Annotated in this window: 14 protein-coding genes; 11 read left to right on the plus strand and 3 right to left on the minus strand. The window is 63.3% G+C overall.

Translation table 11 applies throughout. The features are described 5' to 3' along the window. Positions 1–2: 2 nt before the first annotated feature. The 5 genes from D8Y22_RS18790 to D8Y22_RS18810 all read left to right on the plus strand — a co-directional run bounded on the left by D8Y22_RS18790 (position 3) and on the right by D8Y22_RS18810 (position 5552). Positions 3–356, plus strand: coding sequence for a 50S ribosomal protein L24e (locus D8Y22_RS18790; RefSeq protein ID WP_141466208.1), 354 nt, complete (start codon positions 3–5; stop codon positions 354–356). Further along, a complete protein-coding gene (gene ndk / locus D8Y22_RS18795) occupies positions 353–817 on the plus strand; it encodes a nucleoside-diphosphate kinase (protein WP_141466209.1) in 465 nt (154 codons plus the stop codon). The genes D8Y22_RS18790 and ndk overlap by 4 nt, the downstream gene beginning before the upstream one ends. A 201-nt stretch (positions 818–1018) precedes the next feature. Beyond that, positions 1019–1396 carry a DUF7344 domain-containing protein gene (locus D8Y22_RS18800; RefSeq protein WP_141466210.1) on the plus strand — a complete coding sequence of 126 codons (378 nt, stop codon included), beginning with the start codon at positions 1019–1021 and terminating at the stop codon, positions 1394–1396. A 273-nt stretch (positions 1397–1669) separates the two neighbouring features. Next, the gene (gene sod, locus D8Y22_RS18805; protein WP_141466211.1) at positions 1670–2272 is read left to right on the plus strand and encodes a superoxide dismutase; all 603 of its coding nucleotides are present in this window, start codon (positions 1670–1672) and stop codon (positions 2270–2272) included. A gap of 163 nt (positions 2273–2435) precedes the next feature. Next, positions 2436–5552 carry an FAD-binding and (Fe-S)-binding domain-containing protein gene (locus D8Y22_RS18810; RefSeq protein ID WP_141466212.1) on the plus strand — a complete coding sequence of 1039 codons (3117 nt, stop codon included), beginning with the start codon at positions 2436–2438 and terminating at the stop codon, positions 5550–5552. Positions 5553–6086: 534 nt separating this feature from the next. Here the strand turns inward: D8Y22_RS18810 and D8Y22_RS18815 are convergent. Further along, positions 6087–7856: a histidine kinase N-terminal 7TM domain-containing protein gene (locus D8Y22_RS18815; RefSeq protein WP_141466213.1), complete on the minus strand. Its 1770-nt coding sequence runs from the start codon at positions 7854–7856 to the stop codon at positions 6087–6089. Between the two features lie 99 nt (positions 7857–7955). Between D8Y22_RS18815 and D8Y22_RS18820 the strand changes: the two genes are divergently transcribed. From D8Y22_RS18820 to D8Y22_RS18840, 5 genes are all read left to right on the plus strand, one after another. After that, complete coding sequence (locus D8Y22_RS18820; RefSeq protein ID WP_141466214.1) at positions 7956–8222, plus strand: DUF5827 family protein; 267 nt, start codon at positions 7956–7958, stop codon at positions 8220–8222. After that, complete coding sequence (locus tag D8Y22_RS18825; RefSeq protein ID WP_141466215.1) at positions 8219–9106, plus strand: ATPase; 888 nt, start codon at positions 8219–8221, stop codon at positions 9104–9106. Before D8Y22_RS18820 ends, D8Y22_RS18825 begins: the two co-directional genes overlap by 4 nt. A gap of 75 nt (positions 9107–9181) precedes the next feature. Then, the gene (locus tag D8Y22_RS18830) at positions 9182–10342 is read left to right on the plus strand and encodes a thiamine ABC transporter substrate-binding protein (RefSeq protein ID WP_141466216.1); all 1161 of its coding nucleotides are present in this window, start codon (positions 9182–9184) and stop codon (positions 10340–10342) included. Between the two features lie 171 nt (positions 10343–10513). Beyond that, positions 10514–12307 (plus strand): ABC transporter permease, encoded by a 1794-nt coding sequence (locus D8Y22_RS18835; protein ID WP_394348216.1) that lies wholly within the window; start codon positions 10514–10516, stop codon positions 12305–12307. Further along, the gene (locus D8Y22_RS18840) at positions 12304–13350 is read left to right on the plus strand and encodes an ABC transporter ATP-binding protein (protein WP_141466218.1); all 1047 of its coding nucleotides are present in this window, start codon (positions 12304–12306) and stop codon (positions 13348–13350) included. The genes D8Y22_RS18835 and D8Y22_RS18840 overlap by 4 nt, the downstream gene beginning before the upstream one ends. A gap of 127 nt (positions 13351–13477) precedes the next feature. Here the strand turns inward: D8Y22_RS18840 and D8Y22_RS18845 are convergent, their stop codons facing one another. Continuing rightward, entirely contained in the window at positions 13478–14062 is a 585-nt protein-coding gene (locus D8Y22_RS18845; RefSeq protein ID WP_141466219.1) for an MBL fold metallo-hydrolase, read from the minus strand. Between the two features lie 144 nt (positions 14063–14206). On the opposite strand from D8Y22_RS18845, the gene D8Y22_RS18850 reads away from it, so the two are divergent. Beyond that, positions 14207–15403, plus strand: a complete 1197-nt coding sequence (locus D8Y22_RS18850) for a helix-turn-helix transcriptional regulator (protein ID WP_141466220.1) — start codon at positions 14207–14209, stop codon at positions 15401–15403. Positions 15404–15484: 81 nt separating this feature from the next. Here the strand turns inward: D8Y22_RS18850 and D8Y22_RS18855 are convergent, their stop codons facing one another. After that, positions 15485–16807: an RNA-guided endonuclease InsQ/TnpB family protein gene (locus tag D8Y22_RS18855; RefSeq protein WP_141466221.1), complete on the minus strand. Its 1323-nt coding sequence runs from the start codon at positions 16805–16807 to the stop codon at positions 15485–15487. Positions 16808–16904 lie beyond the last annotated feature (97 nt).

Here is a 16904-nt window from a genome sequence, read left to right on the forward strand (position 1 = left end):
CCATGGTCGAGAAACGTACCTGCGACTATACGGGCGAAGAGATCGAGCCCGGCACGGGCATCATGTACGTCAAAAACGACGGCAGCGTGCTCCACTTCGTCGACTCGAAAGCAGAGAAAAACTACAAGCTCGGACGCGAACCGCGCGACCTCGAGTGGACCGAGGAAGGGCGTGCCGGCAAGGGCCCCGCCCAGACCCAGACGGCTGACGACGAGACGGCCGACGAGGACGAAGAGCTCGAGGCCGAAACGGAGGCCGACGAGGACGAAGATGTCTCGGCCGGTGACGAGGCGGTCGACGAGACCGAATCCGACGCCGAGGACGAGACTGAAGACGAAGCGGAGGCCGAGCAATGAGCGACCACGAGCGCACGTTCGTCATGGTCAAGCCCGACGCCTTCGCGCGTGGGCTCGTCGGCGAGGTCGTCTCCCGACTCGAGGACCGCGGACTCAAACTGGTCGGCATCAAAGTCGAAAACATGCCTCGCGAACGCGCCGAGGAACACTACGGTGAACACGAGGACAAGCCGTTCTACGATGATCTCGTGGACTTTATCACCTCGGGACCGGTCGTCCCGATGGTCTGGGAGGGTCAGGACGCGACCCGTCAGGTCCGCCAGATGATCGGTGAGACCGATCCGCTCGAGGCCCAGCCCGGCACGATTCGGGGCGATTACGCACTCGATCTCGGTCGAAACGTCGTCCACGCGGCCGACCACGAGGACGAGGGCGCGAACGAACGCGAGATCGCGATCCACTTCGACGACGACGAACTGATCGACTACGATCAACACGACGCCGAGTGGCTCTACGAGTAACGACCGCGACTCGTTTTCACGGTTCGTAGCGCGTGGTGCAGGGTTCGTCGCTTTGTATTCGGCATCCCCACATAATACTTAGCATGTGTTACATAGGATTAAATACAGGTATCACTCCCGGTAGACGTAACATCTAATGTATCGGCTGTAGTAGAGGCTGTTGGTGGTTTCGAATGGTAACTTACGGTAGGTGGTCCGTGGATGCGTGAAACCGAACGGGAGTCGACAGCCCTCACAGCAGAGGCGACGCCATCGCTCGACCTCGTTTTTAATCTCCTGTCGAACCGTCGTCGTCGCTACACGCTCTATTTTCTCTACGACCGTCCCGACGGGGTTGCTACCCTCGAGGAGTTGACAGACCACGTCGTCGGATTGGAAACGCAGATCGGCGAGACCGGAGGAGCGTCGACTGATGAACAGATCGAGGAAGTACGCGTCGAACTCCAACACGTTCACCTCCCAAAACTTGAGGATGCTGGCGTTCTCGAGACGGACCAACGCAGCGAAACCGTTCGATACTGGACCCAGCCGTCGCTCGAAGAGTGGCTCGAGCACGCCTACCACAAGGAGCTGGCCTGATCGGCGAAATCCGCGGAACGGCGGCTTCGGTGGCGAAATACTGTCGGACAGAACGAGTGTGAGAATTTGCTGTCCTCGTGGGGCGAATGCGTTTGAGCGGCTGCTATCCGACAGTATCAGTGCATCGTATGAAAGCTTTAACACGCCGTCCGTCGTTGCTACCCACGTCGTCTACAGTCGCACAGACTGTGGGACGTATTATGGGGAATGGTATCGTTCCACTCCTCAACACTTAACAGGGAAGATACCGATACTACCTATCAGGTGTTATCCATGACTGACCACGAACTTCCACCACTTCCGTACGATTACGACGCGCTCGAGCCATCGATCTCCGAACAGGTCGTCACCTGGCATCACGACACACACCACCAGGGCTACGTCAACGGCCTCAACAGTGCCGAGGAAACCCTCGAGGAGAACCGCGAGTCGGACGACTACGGCTCGACGCCCGGTGCGCTCTCGAATGTCACCCACAACGGCTGTGGACACTATCTCCACACGCTGTTCTGGGAGAACATGTCGCCGGACGGCGGCGGCGAACCCGAGGGCGACCTCGCGGACCGAATCGAGGAGGACTTTGGCTCCTACGACGCCTGGAAAGGCGAGTTCGAGGCCGCTGCCGGCGCTGCTGGTGGCTGGGCACTGCTGGTATACGACCCCGTCGCGAAGCAGCTGCGTAACCTCGCAGTCGATAAACACGACCAGGGCGCGCTCTGGGGTGCCCACCCCATCCTCGCGCTGGACGTCTGGGAACACTCCTACTACTACGACTACGGTCCGGACCGTGGCAGCTTCATCGATGGCTTCTTCGACGTCGTCAACTGGGACTCCGCCGCAGAGGAGTACCAGACGTGCCTCGACCACTTCGAGTAAGTCGGCCAGTCGAACGAGCGACGAGCGAGTCGATCCCGCGTTTTTTGAACCACCACAGTACGGCGGATCGCTCTCTACTGCGTCGAAACACTTTCTCTCTCGTCGTGGTTCGGTTGACACTCACAACCACCGTTTATGAACACCGAGACCGATGGAGCGGTATATGGCCGTCGAGGACGGGACCACCGGGCACACGAGGACCGATCGAGGAGATGACCAGCCACTGGCGACGGCGCTGCGGGCGGCCTGCCGTGGCGACGTGCGCTTCGACGAATATACACGCGTTCTCTACGCAACCGACGGGAGTATCTACGGCGCTCAGCCGGCCGGCGTCGTCTTTCCGCGCGATACCGACGATGTCCGCGCCGCGGTTCGGACGGCAGCCGACCACGGCGCCCCCGTCATTCCGCGGGGCGCCGGCTCCTCGCTCGCTGGGCAGGCCGTCGGTCCCGGCTGTGTCGTCCTCGATCTGTCGCGTCACATGGACGAGATCCGGGCGATCGATTCCGACGCCCGGACCGCCGTCGTTCAACCGGGCGTCGTTCAAGACGATCTCGACGCCGCCCTCGAGCCCCACGGGCTGAAGTTCGCCCCGGATCCAGCCTCGTCGAATCGAGCGACGATCGGCGGCGGGATCGGCAACAACTCGACGGGCGCTCACTCGGTACGATACGGCATCACGGACGCCTACGTCGATCGCTGTAAAGCGGTGTTGGCCGACGGTTCGATCATCGAGACCCGCGACGTGGTTCTCGACAGCCCGGAGTGGGACGAGATCGTCTCCAAAGACGACCGCGAGGCCGAGATCTACCGGACGGTTCGGGCGGTCGTCGAGGACAACGCCGACGAGATCACCGACCGATATCCGGACCTCGAGCGAAGCGTCAGCGGCTACAATCTGCAGAAGGTCATTCGGCCCGCGGATAGCGACGGCCCGGCGACCCAGTCGGGCGACTCGACGAACGATACGGCGGCGGACGGCGAGCGGATCATCAACCTCTCGAAACTCCTGGTCGGGGCCGAGGGAACGCTCGGCGTGGTCGTCGAGGCGACGCTCTCGCTCGTGACGCGCCCCGGGGAAACTGCACTTCTGGTCTGTTGTTACGACGACCTTCTCGCGGCGCTTTCGGCCGTCCCCGAGGCGCTTTCCCTCGAGGCCAGTGCGGTCGAACTGATGGACGAGGAGGTGTTCCGGCTCGCGGCGGCGTCCGCCGAGTACGCCGAGTACGCAGCGCCGATCCCCGACGGGGCTGCAGCCGCGCTTATGCTCGAGTTCGATTCGGAGGTGTGCGACGACCTGATGGGCGCGGTTGAGACGGCACGCGACCGACTCCTCGAGGCCGACGCCGCGTTCGAATCGATCCATGCATACGAGCAGCCGGAACAGGATCGACTCTGGAAGCTCCGCAAGGCCGCGATTCCGCTGTTGATGAGCATGGAGGGCGATCCCAAACCCTACCCTTTCGTCGAGGACGCCTCGGTGCCACCCGACGAACTGGCCGAGTACGTGGCCGGATTTCAGGACATCCTCGCGGACCACGACACTACGGCGGCGTACTTCGCCCACGCCGGTGCCGGCACCTTGCACATCCGGCCCGTCCTCGATCTCAAAGACGGCGAGGATATCGAGACGATGCGCTCGATCGCGAGCGACGTCACCGACCTCGCGCTCTCTCATGGCGGCTCGTTTTCGGGCGAACACGGTGACGGACTCGCCCGCACGGCGTTCAATCCGAAACTGTACGGCCCCGAGCTCTGGCAGGCGTTCAAGGACGTCAAGTCGGCGTTCGATCCGGATTGGCGCATGAACCCGGGCAAGGTCGTCTACCGCGAGGAAAACGGCGAGCGGACCGATATCCGCGATCATCTTCGGTACGGTGCCGAGTACGCCTCGCTCGAGCCCACCACGACGCTGTCGTTCGAGGCGGACGGCGGCTTCTCGCACCTCGTAGAGCTGTGTAACGGCTGTGGCACCTGTCGCCAAACCGACGGCGACGTGATGTGTCCGACCTACCGGGCGACCGACGAGGAGATCGCGACCACTCGCGGGCGGGCGAACCTGCTCCGGGCGGCGATCAGCGGCGAGATCGATCCCGAGGAGCTATACAGCGATCGGTTCCAGTCCGAGGTGCTCGATCTCTGTGTCGGCTGCAAGGGCTGTCAGAGCGACTGTCCCACGGGCGTCGACCTGGCGAAGCTCAAAGCCGAGGTCAAACACCAGTACCACGACCGCGAGGGCGTTTCGCTGCGCGAACGGCTGTTCGCCGACGTCGATCGTCTCGCCGCGGTGGGGAGTACGGTGGCACCGATCGCGAATCGCCTTCCCGATGTCCCGGGGGCTCGCACAGTTCTTGCACACACCGTCGGGATCGCAGCCGATCGGACGCTGCCGACCTTCCAGCGCGAATCGCTCGTCGAGTGGTTCGATCGCCGTGGCTCGAGTGTCGATCCCGACGACGCCACCGCCGGCGTCGTACTCTTTCCGGATACCTACACGAACTACGCGAACCCCGACCCCGGGAAGGCCGCCGTAGCCGTGCTCGAGGCGGCGGGCGTCCACGTCGCGGTTCCGGATCTCGGGCCGACGGGGCGGGCGGCCTACTCGCAAGGATTACTGACCGACGCTCGAGACCGCGCTGAACGGTTGCTCTCGGAGCTCGAGCCGGCCCTCGAGCGGGGCTGGTCGGTGGTGTTCGTCGAGCCCTCGGACGCCTCGATGGTCGTCGACGAGTATCGCTCGCTGCTGGCTGACGAGGTCGGATCCGAACGCGTCGACCGACTGGCGGAAAACGCCTTCGGCGTCTGTGAGTACCTCGATCGACACCGACTCGACGACGACCTCGCGTTCGGCGTCGACGGCGACGATCGGTTGGTCTATCACGGACACTGCCACCAGACCGCCCGGGGCGCCGACCATCACGCGGTCGGACTTCTCCGACGTGCTGGATACGCGACCGAAACTGTCGACTCGACGTGCTGTGGGATGGCCGGCAGTTTCGGCTACGAACGCGAACACTACGACCTCTCGAGAGCGATGGGCTCGATCCTTCGGGAGCAACTCGAGGAGAGCCGGACCGAAGCGAGATCAGCCTCGGTATCGAACGGGTCGGTCGACGACGAGTCACAGCGCCACGGGACCAGTGGGTCGAAGGCAGGTCACTCGAGCGACGCGACGGTCGTCGCACCGGGCGTCTCCTGTCGGACGCAGATCGGTGATTTCGACGTCTTCGACCGGCCACACCATCCCGTCACGATGCTCGCTACAGCACTCGAGACGTGAAGGGGTGCTCGAGCACGCCGTCGCTCGATACGCGTTCGATTGCTCGATATGCGTTCGATTCGGAGTCGGTCCGGAACTGTCGGCGTTCCGGTCTCGACGGGGGAGCAGGTCACTCGCGTTCGACGCCCGAAAACTCGAATCGGGCGCCGCCCGTCGAACTCGCCGTAGAGTATCCAGTCGTCGCCCTCTTCCTCGAGACCAACGGCAACGGTACACGAGCTATCGGCCTCGTCGGTCCGGGAATCACGCTCACCGCTTGTCGAGCGATGCTCGGCACTGTCGTCGGCTTGTGACTGACTGCTCGTCGATCTTCCAGACAGTTCCGAAACAGATTCTCCAGGAGACGCCGAGTGCGTCCGGGATCGGCACGGATCGTCGCGTCCGAGCGGATTTCGAGTGTGGCCGTGCCCGTCCGATATTGCCACAGGACGGCACCGAGGACAATCGACGACCCAACCGAGATAGCGTAGACGAGTTGCAGCGTCGACTGTGATGGCACCACCCACGACACTGAACCAGCAGCGAGGTAAAAGTCTACGGCCGCTGTGGGTCCGGTTGGCTCGCTGCGTCACGAGGCTGGTCCCGTGATACGGACTCGAGGCCGGTAAACTCGAACCTGGCACCGCCGTCCTCGCTGTCGGTAACGGCGACCGACCAGCCGTGATCGGTTGCGATCTGCTCGACGATCGATAGCCCCAGCCCGGTGCCGTCGGCGCCGGTCGTGACGCCGCTGTCGAAGATCCGGTCACGCTCCGACTCGGGAATGCCGACCCCGTCGTCGGCGACGAAAATTCCCTCGAGTGAGTCGGCCTCGGGTTCGCCGATCGGGCCAACTGTCACCTCGATCGGCGAGTGAGAACGGGCACTCTCGCCGTCGAACCCACCGTCCGGCCTCCCGTGGGTTACCGCATTTCGAAACACGTTCTCGAGTAACCTCGTCAGCCGACTCGGGTCCGCCTGCAGGTGTACGTCCCGTTGGACCGTCAGCGTCGCCTCGCCGGTCTCGACGCTGTCCCACGCTTGCGTTGCCACCGCCTCGAGCGAGACGGATTCGGGGTCGGTGACGGGTTCGCCCGTGCGGGCGAGTTCGAGGACGTCCTCGATGATCGTCTCCATCCGGTCGTGTGCCTGCTCGATCTCCTCGAGGTGGGCTGGGTCGTTCGTCTCGCGTGCGAGATCGACGTAGCCGCTGGCGACGTTCAACGGATTGCGAAGATCGTGTGAGACGACCTGTGCGAACTCCTCGAGTCGGTCGTTGTGCCGACGCAACTCCCGCTCGCGATGCTTTCGATCGGTGATATCGGTGACGAGTAGGAGCCAGCCGACGTGGCGATCGCGGTCGTCGGTGATCGGCGTCGCTCGCACCTCGTAGTCGGCGCCGTCGTAGGCGAGTTGGACTCTCGTCGGCTCTTTCGAGGCCGTCAGTTCGTGAAACCGCTCGCGAAGTGCCGGGTCGCTCGCGAAGATCGTCTCGACGTTGGTGCCGACGAGTGAGTTGGTCGTTTCGGCGCCGATCAGCTCTCGGCCGGCGGGATTGATATCGACGAGGCGGTCGTCTCTATCGACGACGAACACGCCCTCGTTGACGGTATCGAGAACCCGATCACGAGCGATCGGGACGATGTCGATCAGTTGGTACCTGACGATCGCAATCGCGTTTAGCCCGCCCATGAGCACGTAGCCGATCGGGGTCGTATCGGCCGTCACGGGTCCGACGACGTGGACGGCATTAGCGAGCCACGGCACCGTCGTTCCGCCAAGTAACGCCAATGCTTGTCCCCGGTAGAGGGCTCGAGAGCTGATGAGGAAGCTCAGTATCAGATACGTCGTCCCAGCGAGCAAGAGATACGAGTAGAGGGTGTGGGCGACGAATGCAGGTCCCCACTCGACCCCGACGCCGGTCGCCAGCGTCGGGTCGGGCTCAAACGATTCGAAGAAGACGGTAGCCGGATTCGTAAACGCGAGGATAACGACGAGAAGCGGCTCGATCGAGAGCAGACCGATCGTTTTCGGCGTGACGTACCGCTCGCGGCCGGTGTAGACGAGTGCGAAGACGACGATTGCAGCGACGCTGAGGCCGATGCCGACGTACAGCGTCCGCTCCATCAGTACCGACAGCGCGTAACTGTCGGCCGCAGTCGCGACGAATCGCGATCCGGAGACGATGACCGTCCCAACGAGGGCCCCAGCAAGCGGGAGGGCACCGGTTTTGCCTCGGTGTCGCCAGACGACCAGCGCGACGACCGCGCCGATACCCGTCGCCAGCCCGTAGCTTCCCAACAACACGCCCTCCCCGACTGTCATGAACGACTCATATTCAACGATCGACAAAAAACTATTCCGCGAATCGAACACCGAGTACAGAACGAACGATTTAGGCGTCGGAGCCCGATATCGACACGTATGCCCGTATCGAAAGACGAGTTCGAGAGTCTCCCCCCCTGTGACTTCTACACGCCCGACGAGTTGCTCGAGGACGATCAGATGTACACCGTCTACGAGATCGCTCGGCTGCTCCAGGGACTCGAGCCCGACGCGGAGATCGACGAGGGAACCGAGGATATCCTGCTCGACTGGGCGATTCCCTGGGTGATGACAAACGCCGACGACCTCGTGGTTGCCGAGCCACGAACCGACGACGAGCCGGGGTATTACGGCCTGAAAGAATGATACTGCTGGTCGTCGGTGCCGACCGGGTCGACGCCGGCAAGACGACCTTTTCAGTCGGCCTGCTCGAGCGAACCGGCGCGCGCGGGTACAAACCGCGGGCGGGGAACGATTTCTGGTTCGACCACGACGACTGCCAGCGAGCGCTCTCGGCTGGGCGACTCTACGGGAAAGACGCGAAGCGACTCGCAACCGCGGAAGGACGCGGCCGCGAACCCGAGCGGCTCAATCCCGTCCACCGACTCTGGCGACCCTCGCCCGGCGGCGGTAGCGGTCTCCTCGGACGGGACGACCGCGAGTTTCTGGTCGACCGGATCGGCCGTCCAACACCGGGTAACGGAACCGGCGCTGCCGACGTCCGCGGAACGGAGCACGACGGCGCGTACACGTTCGTCCGAAACGCGACGGTCGATATCCCCGACTCCGTAGCCGATCGGCTCCCACTCGAGGACGCGATCGCGGTCGAAACTGTCGAGCAACTCAACGAACTCGCGGCCGAGCGCTACGTCCCGGCGTTCGAGTCGCTCGCGGCCGAGATCGAATCGACCGACGTGGCCGTCGTCGAATCCTACAGCGACATCGCTCAGCCGCTGCAGTCGCTCGAGCCGGCCGCGATCGCCGCGGTCGCTGCCGTCGAACCCGGCCGCGTCCGCATCTATCCCGGCGATCGCTACGGCCGCGCCTGCGAAATCGCCAGCTCGAGCCCGAAAGACGGCGCGCTCGAGAAGCGAGTCCCGACTGTCCTCGAGTATCTCGACCCGATCAAGCGCGTGCAGTTGCCGCCCCTTGCAAGCGACGCGCGCCACAATCCGACCGCGATTGCTCGAGCATACGAAGAGGCCTACGACGCGCTGCTGGAGACTGCCGCACAGAGCGCTCGCGTCTAACGCCGGACTCGTCGGCGTGGCGTCGCCTGTCCCTGTATCACAGTGGTTAAGATCACCCAGTGAAACCACTCTGTAATGAGACGACGTACGTTCGTCGGTGCCGTCGGTGGGACGGCAACGATCGGCCTTGCAGGCTGTTTGACACAGGAAAACGGCGAGGGAGCCGATAGCAACGGTGGAGACGACGCCACCGGCGACACCGACGCCGCGACCGACGACGGGACGGACGGAACCGACGAGGAGACTCTCGAGGGGACGGTCACGGTCGCGACCTACGAGTCGATGGTCGATGGAACGGACCCCGCGGGCCCGTGGCTCAAAGACGAGTTCGGGGCGACCTATCCCAACGCCGAACTCGAGTGGACGGTTCCCGAACAGGGGCTCACCGAGTACGTCCAGCGCGCACAGAACGGTGCCGGCATCGAGGCCGACGTCTACCTCGGCGCGAATATCGACGATCTCGTGAATATCGACGACAATCTCGAGGCGGGCGGGCTCTTTACCGAACTCGATGTCGAACGGATCGAGCGGGCGGATCGGATTCGGGACGGGCTGGACATGGGCGACCCGCACGGGCGCGTACTGGCCTACGACACGGGCTACATCAGCCTCGTCTACGACGAGACCGTCATCGACGAACCCGACACCTTCGAGGATTTAACCGAACCCGCCTACGAAGACGCCCTGCTCGCCCAGAACGCCCAGACCTCCGATCCCGGCCAAGCGTTCCTGCTGTGGACGATCGATGCCTTCGGCGAGGACGGCTACCTCGAGTACTGGGCACAGCTACAGGAAAACGGCGTGCGCGTCCTCGATAGCTGGACCGACTCCTACGACGGGGCCTATATGAACGAGGAGCGACCGATGGTCGTCTCCTACTCGACCGATCAGGTGTTTGCGAACATGGCGGGCCACGACCTCAGTCGCCACCAGCTCGCCTTCCCGAACGACCAGGGCTATGCCAACCCCGAAGGGATGGCCATCTTCGAGGGCGCCGAACAGCTCGACCTCGCCTACGCCTTCCTCGATTTCGCGCTCTCGAACGATGCCCAGGCGGAGATCGCCCAGCGAAACGTCCAGTTCCCTGCCGTCGAGAGCGAATACGTCGATCTGGACGAAGAGTTCGACGAGTACGCACACGAGCCGCCGGAAGCGGTGACGGTCGGCTACGACGAGCTTCGTGGTAACCTGGACGGCTGGGTCGACGACTGGGCCCGCCAGTTCGCCAGCCAGTAAGCCGTGTCTCGCCGGGATCGGTTTCGCGGCGCTGTCGATCGGCTCTCTGCGGTCGGCGACCGGGTCGCTGCGGTCAGCCGGCTCTACACCGCCGTCGGTTCGCTGCGATCCTGGCTCGAGGGCCACGCACTCGCGGTCCTTGGCATCGGAACGGCGGCTGTCCTCGCCGTCATGCTGTATCTCCCCGTCGGCGTCGTCTTCGTCAACGCCGGGTTCGAAGACGGGGTACCGACGTTTACCCACGTCGCTGACGTTCTGACAGATCCCTTCTATTTCGGCTTTCTCGCGGACATCTTCGCGGAGCCGTTCGCGATCGGCAGCCACCTCGCCTCACTGGTCGGGTGGGTCGGCGCGATTTCGATCTCACTCTCGCTTGAGTACCCGCTCTCGGATCTCGGCATCCCGCTTCCGGTTCCGTGGCTCGGCCTCGAGACGCCCGGTCTGAGACAGGGGCTGTTCGGCTTTACCGCCTACCAGGCCGGGCTGTCGACGATCGCGAGCGTGGCACTCGGACTGCCGGCCGCGTACGTTCTTGCGAACTACGAGTTCCGGGGGCGTCGAACGCTGCGGTCGCTGACGATCCTCCCGTTCGTCCTGCCGGGGATCATGGTTGCGGTCGGCTTCTACGCCATGTTCGGGCAGGCGGGAACGCTCAACTCCCTGCTTGGCGCGGTCGGGCTGGGACCGTTCGCGTTCGTCGAAACGAGTCCGCTGGCGATCGTCATCCTCGCCCACGCCTTCTACAACGCGCCGCTGGTCGCCAGGATCACCGTCGCCGCCTGGGAGTCCGTCGATCGCCGCGCGGTCGAAACCGCACGCAGCCTCGGGGCGAGCGAACGCCGCGCGTTCCGAGATGTCGTCGTCCCACAGCTCGCGCCTGCGGTACTCACCGGCGCGCTACTGACGTTCATCTTCACGTTCATGACGTTTCCCATCGTCCTCGCACTCGGCGGCCTGCAGCTCGCGACCGTCGAGGTCTGGATCTACGACCGCATCCAACGACTGGACTACGCCGAGGCCGCGACGCTGGCCGTCCTCGAGACGATTCTCTCGCTCGGCCTGACCTACGCCTACCTCCGGTACGAGTCCGCCCAAACCGGTTTCTCGCAGGCGGCTTCTCCCCCACCGAAGGAAGCGCTGTTCCCCGATCTACAGACGGCGTTGTCTCCCCGCCGGCTGGCTATCGTCGGGTACGGGCTCGTGACCCTCGTCGTCTTCGTCGGCCCGCTGGCGAGTCTGGTCGTCGGCAGCGTCACCGACGGCGGTGGGTTCACGCTCGATCACTACGCGTTCTTGCTCGAGCGACAACTCGAGGGCGAGAGCTTCCAGACGCTACCGTTGCCGGCGATCCGAAACTCGTTGCTGTTTGCCGTCGCGACGCTCGCGATCGCCGTCCCGATGGGCGTCGTCGTTTCGGTCCTGACCGCTCGCGCGGGCCGACTCGGAACCGTCGTCGATACGCTCGCGATGGTGCCACTCGCGGTCAGCGGGATCGTCTTCGGGATCGGCCTCCTGCAGGGGCTGGTCTTCGGCATCTCCCTGCCCGGTGGCTGGCGCTTTCAGGTGACCGGTGCGGTCGCCATCGTCGTCGCTCACGCGGTTGCGGCCTACCCCTTCGTCACGCGAAACGTCTCGCCGCTGCTCTCGGGGCTCGATCCGGCGATGGTCGAGTCGGCTCGTGCACTCGGGGCGTCGCGGTACCGGGCGCTGCTCGACGTCGAACTACCGCTGGTCGCAAGCGGCATCGTCGCCGGTGCGGCCTTCGCCTTCGCCATCTCGATCGGCGAGTTCTCTTCGACGGTAATTTTGGCCAGCGGCGGCGAGAGTTACACCATGCCCGTCGCCGTCGAACGGTATCTCGGCCGTCGCTCCGGCCCCGCCATCGCGATGGGGACCATCCTGTTGGTCGTCACCGCCGCGAGTTTCGTCGTCGTCGACCGCGTCGGCGGGAGGTTCGAGCGATGACCGAACTCCGCCTCGAGGGCGTCTCGAAACGCTACGGGACCGACGACGACGAGACGGTCGCGCTGGCCGGCGTCGATCTCACCGTTCGGGACGGCGAGTTCTTCACGCTCGTCGGGCCCTCCGGCTGCGGAAAGACGACGACGCTGCGAACGATCGCCGGCTTCGAGACGCCGACCGAGGGCACCGTCGCCTTCGACGGCGAGGCGATGACCGCCGTCCCACCCGAAGACCGCGACATCGGGATCGTCTTCCAGAGCTACGCGCTCTTTCCCCACATGAGCGTCGCCGAGAACGTCGGCTACGGCCTCGAGTTTCGGGATCCGCCCGACGGCCGCTCGGTCGACGACCGCGTCGCGGAGTTGCTCGAGTTGGTCGATCTGTCGGGGATGGGCGAGCGCGCCCCCGACCAGCTCTCCGGCGGGCAGCAACAGCGGGTGGCGCTGGCTCGAGCGCTCGCGCCCGCGCCGGATCTGCTCTTGCTCGACGAGCCACTGAGCGCGCTGGATGCCCAGCTTCGAGAGTCGTTGCGACTGCAACTCAAGCGAATTCAGTCTACCCTCGACATTACGACGGTCTACGTCACCCACGATCAAGAGGAAGCGCTCGCGATTTCGGACCGGCTTGCCGTCATGTCGGCCGGTACGGTCGAACAGGTGGGTCCACCCCAGGAGATCTATCACGAGCCGGCGACCCGCTTCGTCGCCGAGTTCGTCGGCGACAACACCGTCTTCGACGGTCGCGTCAGCGAAACCACTGCAGACGGCGCCCGCGTGGCGGTCGGCGACGCGACGTTCGATCTCCCGGCGCTACCGCCCGGCACGGAGACCGTCAGTTTCTGTCTTCGGCCGGGAACGCTCACGCGAGACGCCGACCGGAATCGCGTCACCGTCGCCGTCGACACCTGCGAATTCCTCGGCGAACGCGTCCGCGTCCACGGACGATGGAACGGCACCGCGATCGTCTTGGGACTCGAATCGATGCCGCCGGAAACCGTGACCGTCGGCTTCGCCCCCGAAGACGTTCACGTCCTCGAAACCTCGTGAGGGCGGTCTCGAAATGTCGACACACGGCCTGATACGGTTTACTGTAAGTCATTGCCGGCGCACCCGCGACCCGGGCGGCGGGTACGCCGGTAAATCGTTACAGCAATCCGTATGAGACCGAGTGAGGTTAGGCCTGTCGAGCCATCTGCGAGGAGAGTTCGACGTGACCGTAGGGATCGGTCAGCACGCTCGGACCGTGGCCCGTGTGCATCTCCGCGAGATCCTCGTCGATCCACTCGAGGACGCGATCGATGCTTCGGATGAGCGTTTCGCGGTCGCCCTCCTCGAGATCCGTGCGGCCGAAGCTACCGTTCTGGAAGACGAGGTCGCCCGCGAATAGAACGCCAGCATCTTCGCTGTAGAAACAGAGATGGTCATTCTTGTGACCTGGCGTGTGGAGGGCGACGTACTCGTCGTCGCCGAGCCGGATCGCCTCCTCGTCCTCGATCTCGTGGTCAATTTTGGCGTTCTCGACCGACGCGTCGTACCCCCAGACCTCGACGTCGAACGCGTCGGTGACGGCCTCGAGGTTGCCGACGTGATCGCGGTGGGTGTGAGTCAGGACGATCGCGTCGAGGTCGTCGACGCGGGATCGAATTCGGTCGACGACGTCGAAGTTCGCTCCGGGATCGATCAGGACGGTTCGATCGCCCTCGACCAGATACACGTTGCTCGTAAACGCCTGCACACCCTGTGCGAGATTGTCGATCATGCAGCCACGTTCGTCCTCGAGTAGTTTGTGCGTATCGACACACGTCGCTGCGTCGTGATCTCGAATGTCGGTCTCGAACCGATATCTCCACCCCTCCCCCCATTTTCACAAGCATTTTTAGCTCCGGCACGTAGTAGCAGACGAATGCATCGGCCGGTTTCTGTCGGACTCGTCGTTTTCGTCGTCGTCGCCGCCGGGCTGGTCGGCCCGATCGGTGCGACTGGCCTCGCGAGCGCAAGCACCACTCAGTCGCCACCGACCGACACCACCACGGCGGTCGCCTCGGTGCCAGCGGACGACGTCGGCTCTGGCGACTTCGATACGACGACGTTCGAGATCACCGTCCACGAAAACGGGAGTGCAACGTGGACGTTCCGCCACGAGCAACGCCTCGACGGCGACGACGAAGCCGACAACCAAGCCAACTTCGAAGCCTTTGCCGAGGAGTTCGAAGCCGAAGAGACCGGCCTCTACGAGCGGTTTACCGACCAGGCTCAAGCACTCACCGAGGGTAACGACGCCGTCGACCGAGAGATGGCGGCATCGAACTTCAATCGGTCAGCGGGCATCGACGGCCAGATCAACCCTATCGGCGTCGTCGAAATGTCGTTTCTGTGGGAAGGCTTTGGCGCAACCGACGGCGACGCAATCGTCGTCGGCGACGTCTTCCAAACCATTTACATCACTGACGATCAGTCGTTGGTCATCGAACCCGACGGCGACCTCGAGTTCCGGACGGCCGACCCCGAGCCCGACTACTACGTCGGCTCCTCGCTACAGCAGTCCGGTCTGATCCAGTGGAGCGGCGAACGAGAGTTCTTCGATGGCCACCCGCGGGTCGTCCTCGAGCCAGCCGACGATGCCGGCGGTAGTTCCACTCCGTTTACTGGCACCGCCGGTGGCGGGGAGAACGGGCTCTCTTGGTCGCTGTTGATCCCTGTGGCTCTCGCCACGGTCGGCGTCGTCGTCGGCGCGTTCTGGTATTACCGTCGCTCGAACAAGGGAGACAGTCCGCCTGCGGAACCAGGGTCGGGTCCGGATACGAGAACTGCAGCCGGGTCACAGCCAGCCCGACAGGACGATGACCAGTCGACCGGCGTCACCGACGACGACCTCCTTACCGACGAGGATCGCGTCGTCAAACTTATCGAGGCAAACGGCGGCCGCATGAAACAGGTCAACATCGTCGACGAAACCGGCTGGTCGAAATCCAAAGTCAGTATGTTACTCTCGGAGATGGAAGACGACGGAACCATCAGCAAACTCCGCGTCGGCCGCGAGAACATCATCAGCCTCGAGGGCTTCGAACCGGAAGCGACGAAATCGCCGTTCGAAGAGTAATCTTTGCGTCGTCCGTCTCCGCTCGAGTTCTCGCTCGAATTCGTGGTGACTGGCAGTCAATACCGTGTGAACTACCCCTGCCTACTCAGCCGCTGACGCGGCTTCCTTGAGGCAGGGGCTTCCTGCTTCGACGACGCGACTTGCAGACACTGTAACAGAGTCCACAGCGTCCACGAGAACGGAGTTCTCGTGCGGCCCATCAGAACCTTCGGTTCTGAGGACGGTCGCAGTCTTCACAGGCGTTGATTCGGAGTGAACCACTCCTAGTTTCGACAATCCACGTGACTTCACGTTCAGCGCTGCGTTCCAATCCCTATCAGTCTCGAACCCGCAGGAAGGGCACGAGTGTTCCCGAATCCATAACGGTTTGTCGGTTTCCGCCCCACACGACGCGCACTCTTTCGTTGTACCTCTCGGATTCACCTCAACGTAGTGCGTGCCGTGCTTGTCACAGTGGTGTTCGAGAATCGCTCTGAACTCACCCCACCCAACTTCAGCCTTGTTCCGAGCGTTGCCATCACCTTCCAGCATCGACTTCACATTAAGGTTCTCGACAAACACGGCATCGTACTCCGTCGCGTAGAAGTGTGCGAGCTTGTGCTTGTAATCTCGCTTCTTGTTCGACATCCGAGCGTGAACCTCGGCAACGCGACGGCGCTGCTTCTCCCAGTTGTTCGACTCGTACTGTTTGCGAGAGAGCGAGCGTTGCTCGCGTTCGAGTCGCTTTCGCTCGTCGGAGAAGTCGAGTCGCCTGATGGAACGACCGTCTGAGTCGTGAATGAAGTTGAGGACCCCGAGGTCGATGCCTACAGTATCTTCAGCGCCGATGTTTTCTGGAACAGGTTTCTCGGGTTCGGCGGTACTGATGCAGAACGAGGCGTACCACGCTCCCGTAGGTTCTTTCTTCACTGTGACTTCCTTGATAGCATCATGCTCTGGAAGATCACGGTGGAGTCGGATTGGAATCTCCAGCGTTTCACCGCGGACTTTCTTCAAACGGAGTATCGCACGGTCTCGTGGGCCACTCTTCGTGTCGAGTTCGAAGCCCGATTGCCGATACGTGAAACTCCGATACTCACGCGGCGCTTTCCAGTTCAACGAACCAACATCATAGCCCTTGGCTTTCAGCTTACCGAGATTGTTGATGTTGGTGCGGATGCGTTCGACAGCTTTCTGCAAGACAGTAGAGTAGACTTGTTTCAAGTCAGTCCACCATTGCTTGATTTGTGGTAAGTCGTCTCGGACTTGCCAGACGCGCTGTCGGAGCGTGCCTTCGTCTTCGGGGATTTGGTTGAATTCGTGGAGTGCGTGGTTGTAGACTTGTCGCACGGTGTCTCTCGTCCAGTCGAGACTCTCCCGTTGCTCGGTCGTTGGAAAGAGTCGGTATCGTGGACTGTACTCCATGGGCTCTGTTGAATCACGGGACGGCGTCGGGATAGGTCGCTAAATCAAAGGAGTTGAAGCGGGAGAGTCGAGTTGTCCATGACCCAAATCTCCCGCT

The organism is Salinadaptatus halalkaliphilus, from assembly GCF_006543045.1.
GTDB lineage: Archaea > Halobacteriota > Halobacteria > Halobacteriales > Natrialbaceae > Salinadaptatus > Salinadaptatus halalkaliphilus.

Excerpts from the sequence above, each read along its gene's own strand:
- D8Y22_RS18790 (WP_141466208.1), top strand. The coding sequence starts at position 3 with ATGGTCGAGAAACGTACCTGCGACTATACGGGCGAAGAGATCGAGCCC.
- ndk (WP_141466209.1), top strand. The coding sequence starts at position 353 with ATGAGCGACCACGAGCGCACGTTCGTCATGGTCAAGCCCGACGCCTTC.
- D8Y22_RS18800 (WP_141466210.1), top strand. The coding sequence starts at position 1,019 with ATGCGTGAAACCGAACGGGAGTCGACAGCCCTCACAGCAGAGGCGACG.
- sod (WP_141466211.1), top strand. The coding sequence starts at position 1,670 with ATGACTGACCACGAACTTCCACCACTTCCGTACGATTACGACGCGCTC.
- D8Y22_RS18810 (WP_141466212.1), top strand. The coding sequence starts at position 2,436 with ATGGCCGTCGAGGACGGGACCACCGGGCACACGAGGACCGATCGAGGA.
- D8Y22_RS18815 (WP_141466213.1), bottom strand. The coding sequence starts at position 7,856 with ATGACAGTCGGGGAGGGCGTGTTGTTGGGAAGCTACGGGCTGGCGACG.
- D8Y22_RS18820 (WP_141466214.1), top strand. The coding sequence starts at position 7,956 with ATGCCCGTATCGAAAGACGAGTTCGAGAGTCTCCCCCCCTGTGACTTC.
- D8Y22_RS18825 (WP_141466215.1), top strand. The coding sequence starts at position 8,219 with ATGATACTGCTGGTCGTCGGTGCCGACCGGGTCGACGCCGGCAAGACG.
- D8Y22_RS18830 (WP_141466216.1), top strand. The coding sequence starts at position 9,182 with ATGAGACGACGTACGTTCGTCGGTGCCGTCGGTGGGACGGCAACGATC.
- D8Y22_RS18835 (WP_394348216.1), top strand. The coding sequence starts at position 10,514 with ATGCTGTATCTCCCCGTCGGCGTCGTCTTCGTCAACGCCGGGTTCGAA.
- D8Y22_RS18840 (WP_141466218.1), top strand. The coding sequence starts at position 12,304 with ATGACCGAACTCCGCCTCGAGGGCGTCTCGAAACGCTACGGGACCGAC.
- D8Y22_RS18845 (WP_141466219.1), bottom strand. The coding sequence starts at position 14,062 with ATGATCGACAATCTCGCACAGGGTGTGCAGGCGTTTACGAGCAACGTG.
- D8Y22_RS18850 (WP_141466220.1), top strand. The coding sequence starts at position 14,207 with ATGCATCGGCCGGTTTCTGTCGGACTCGTCGTTTTCGTCGTCGTCGCC.
- D8Y22_RS18855 (WP_141466221.1), bottom strand. The coding sequence starts at position 16,807 with ATGGAGTACAGTCCACGATACCGACTCTTTCCAACGACCGAGCAACGG.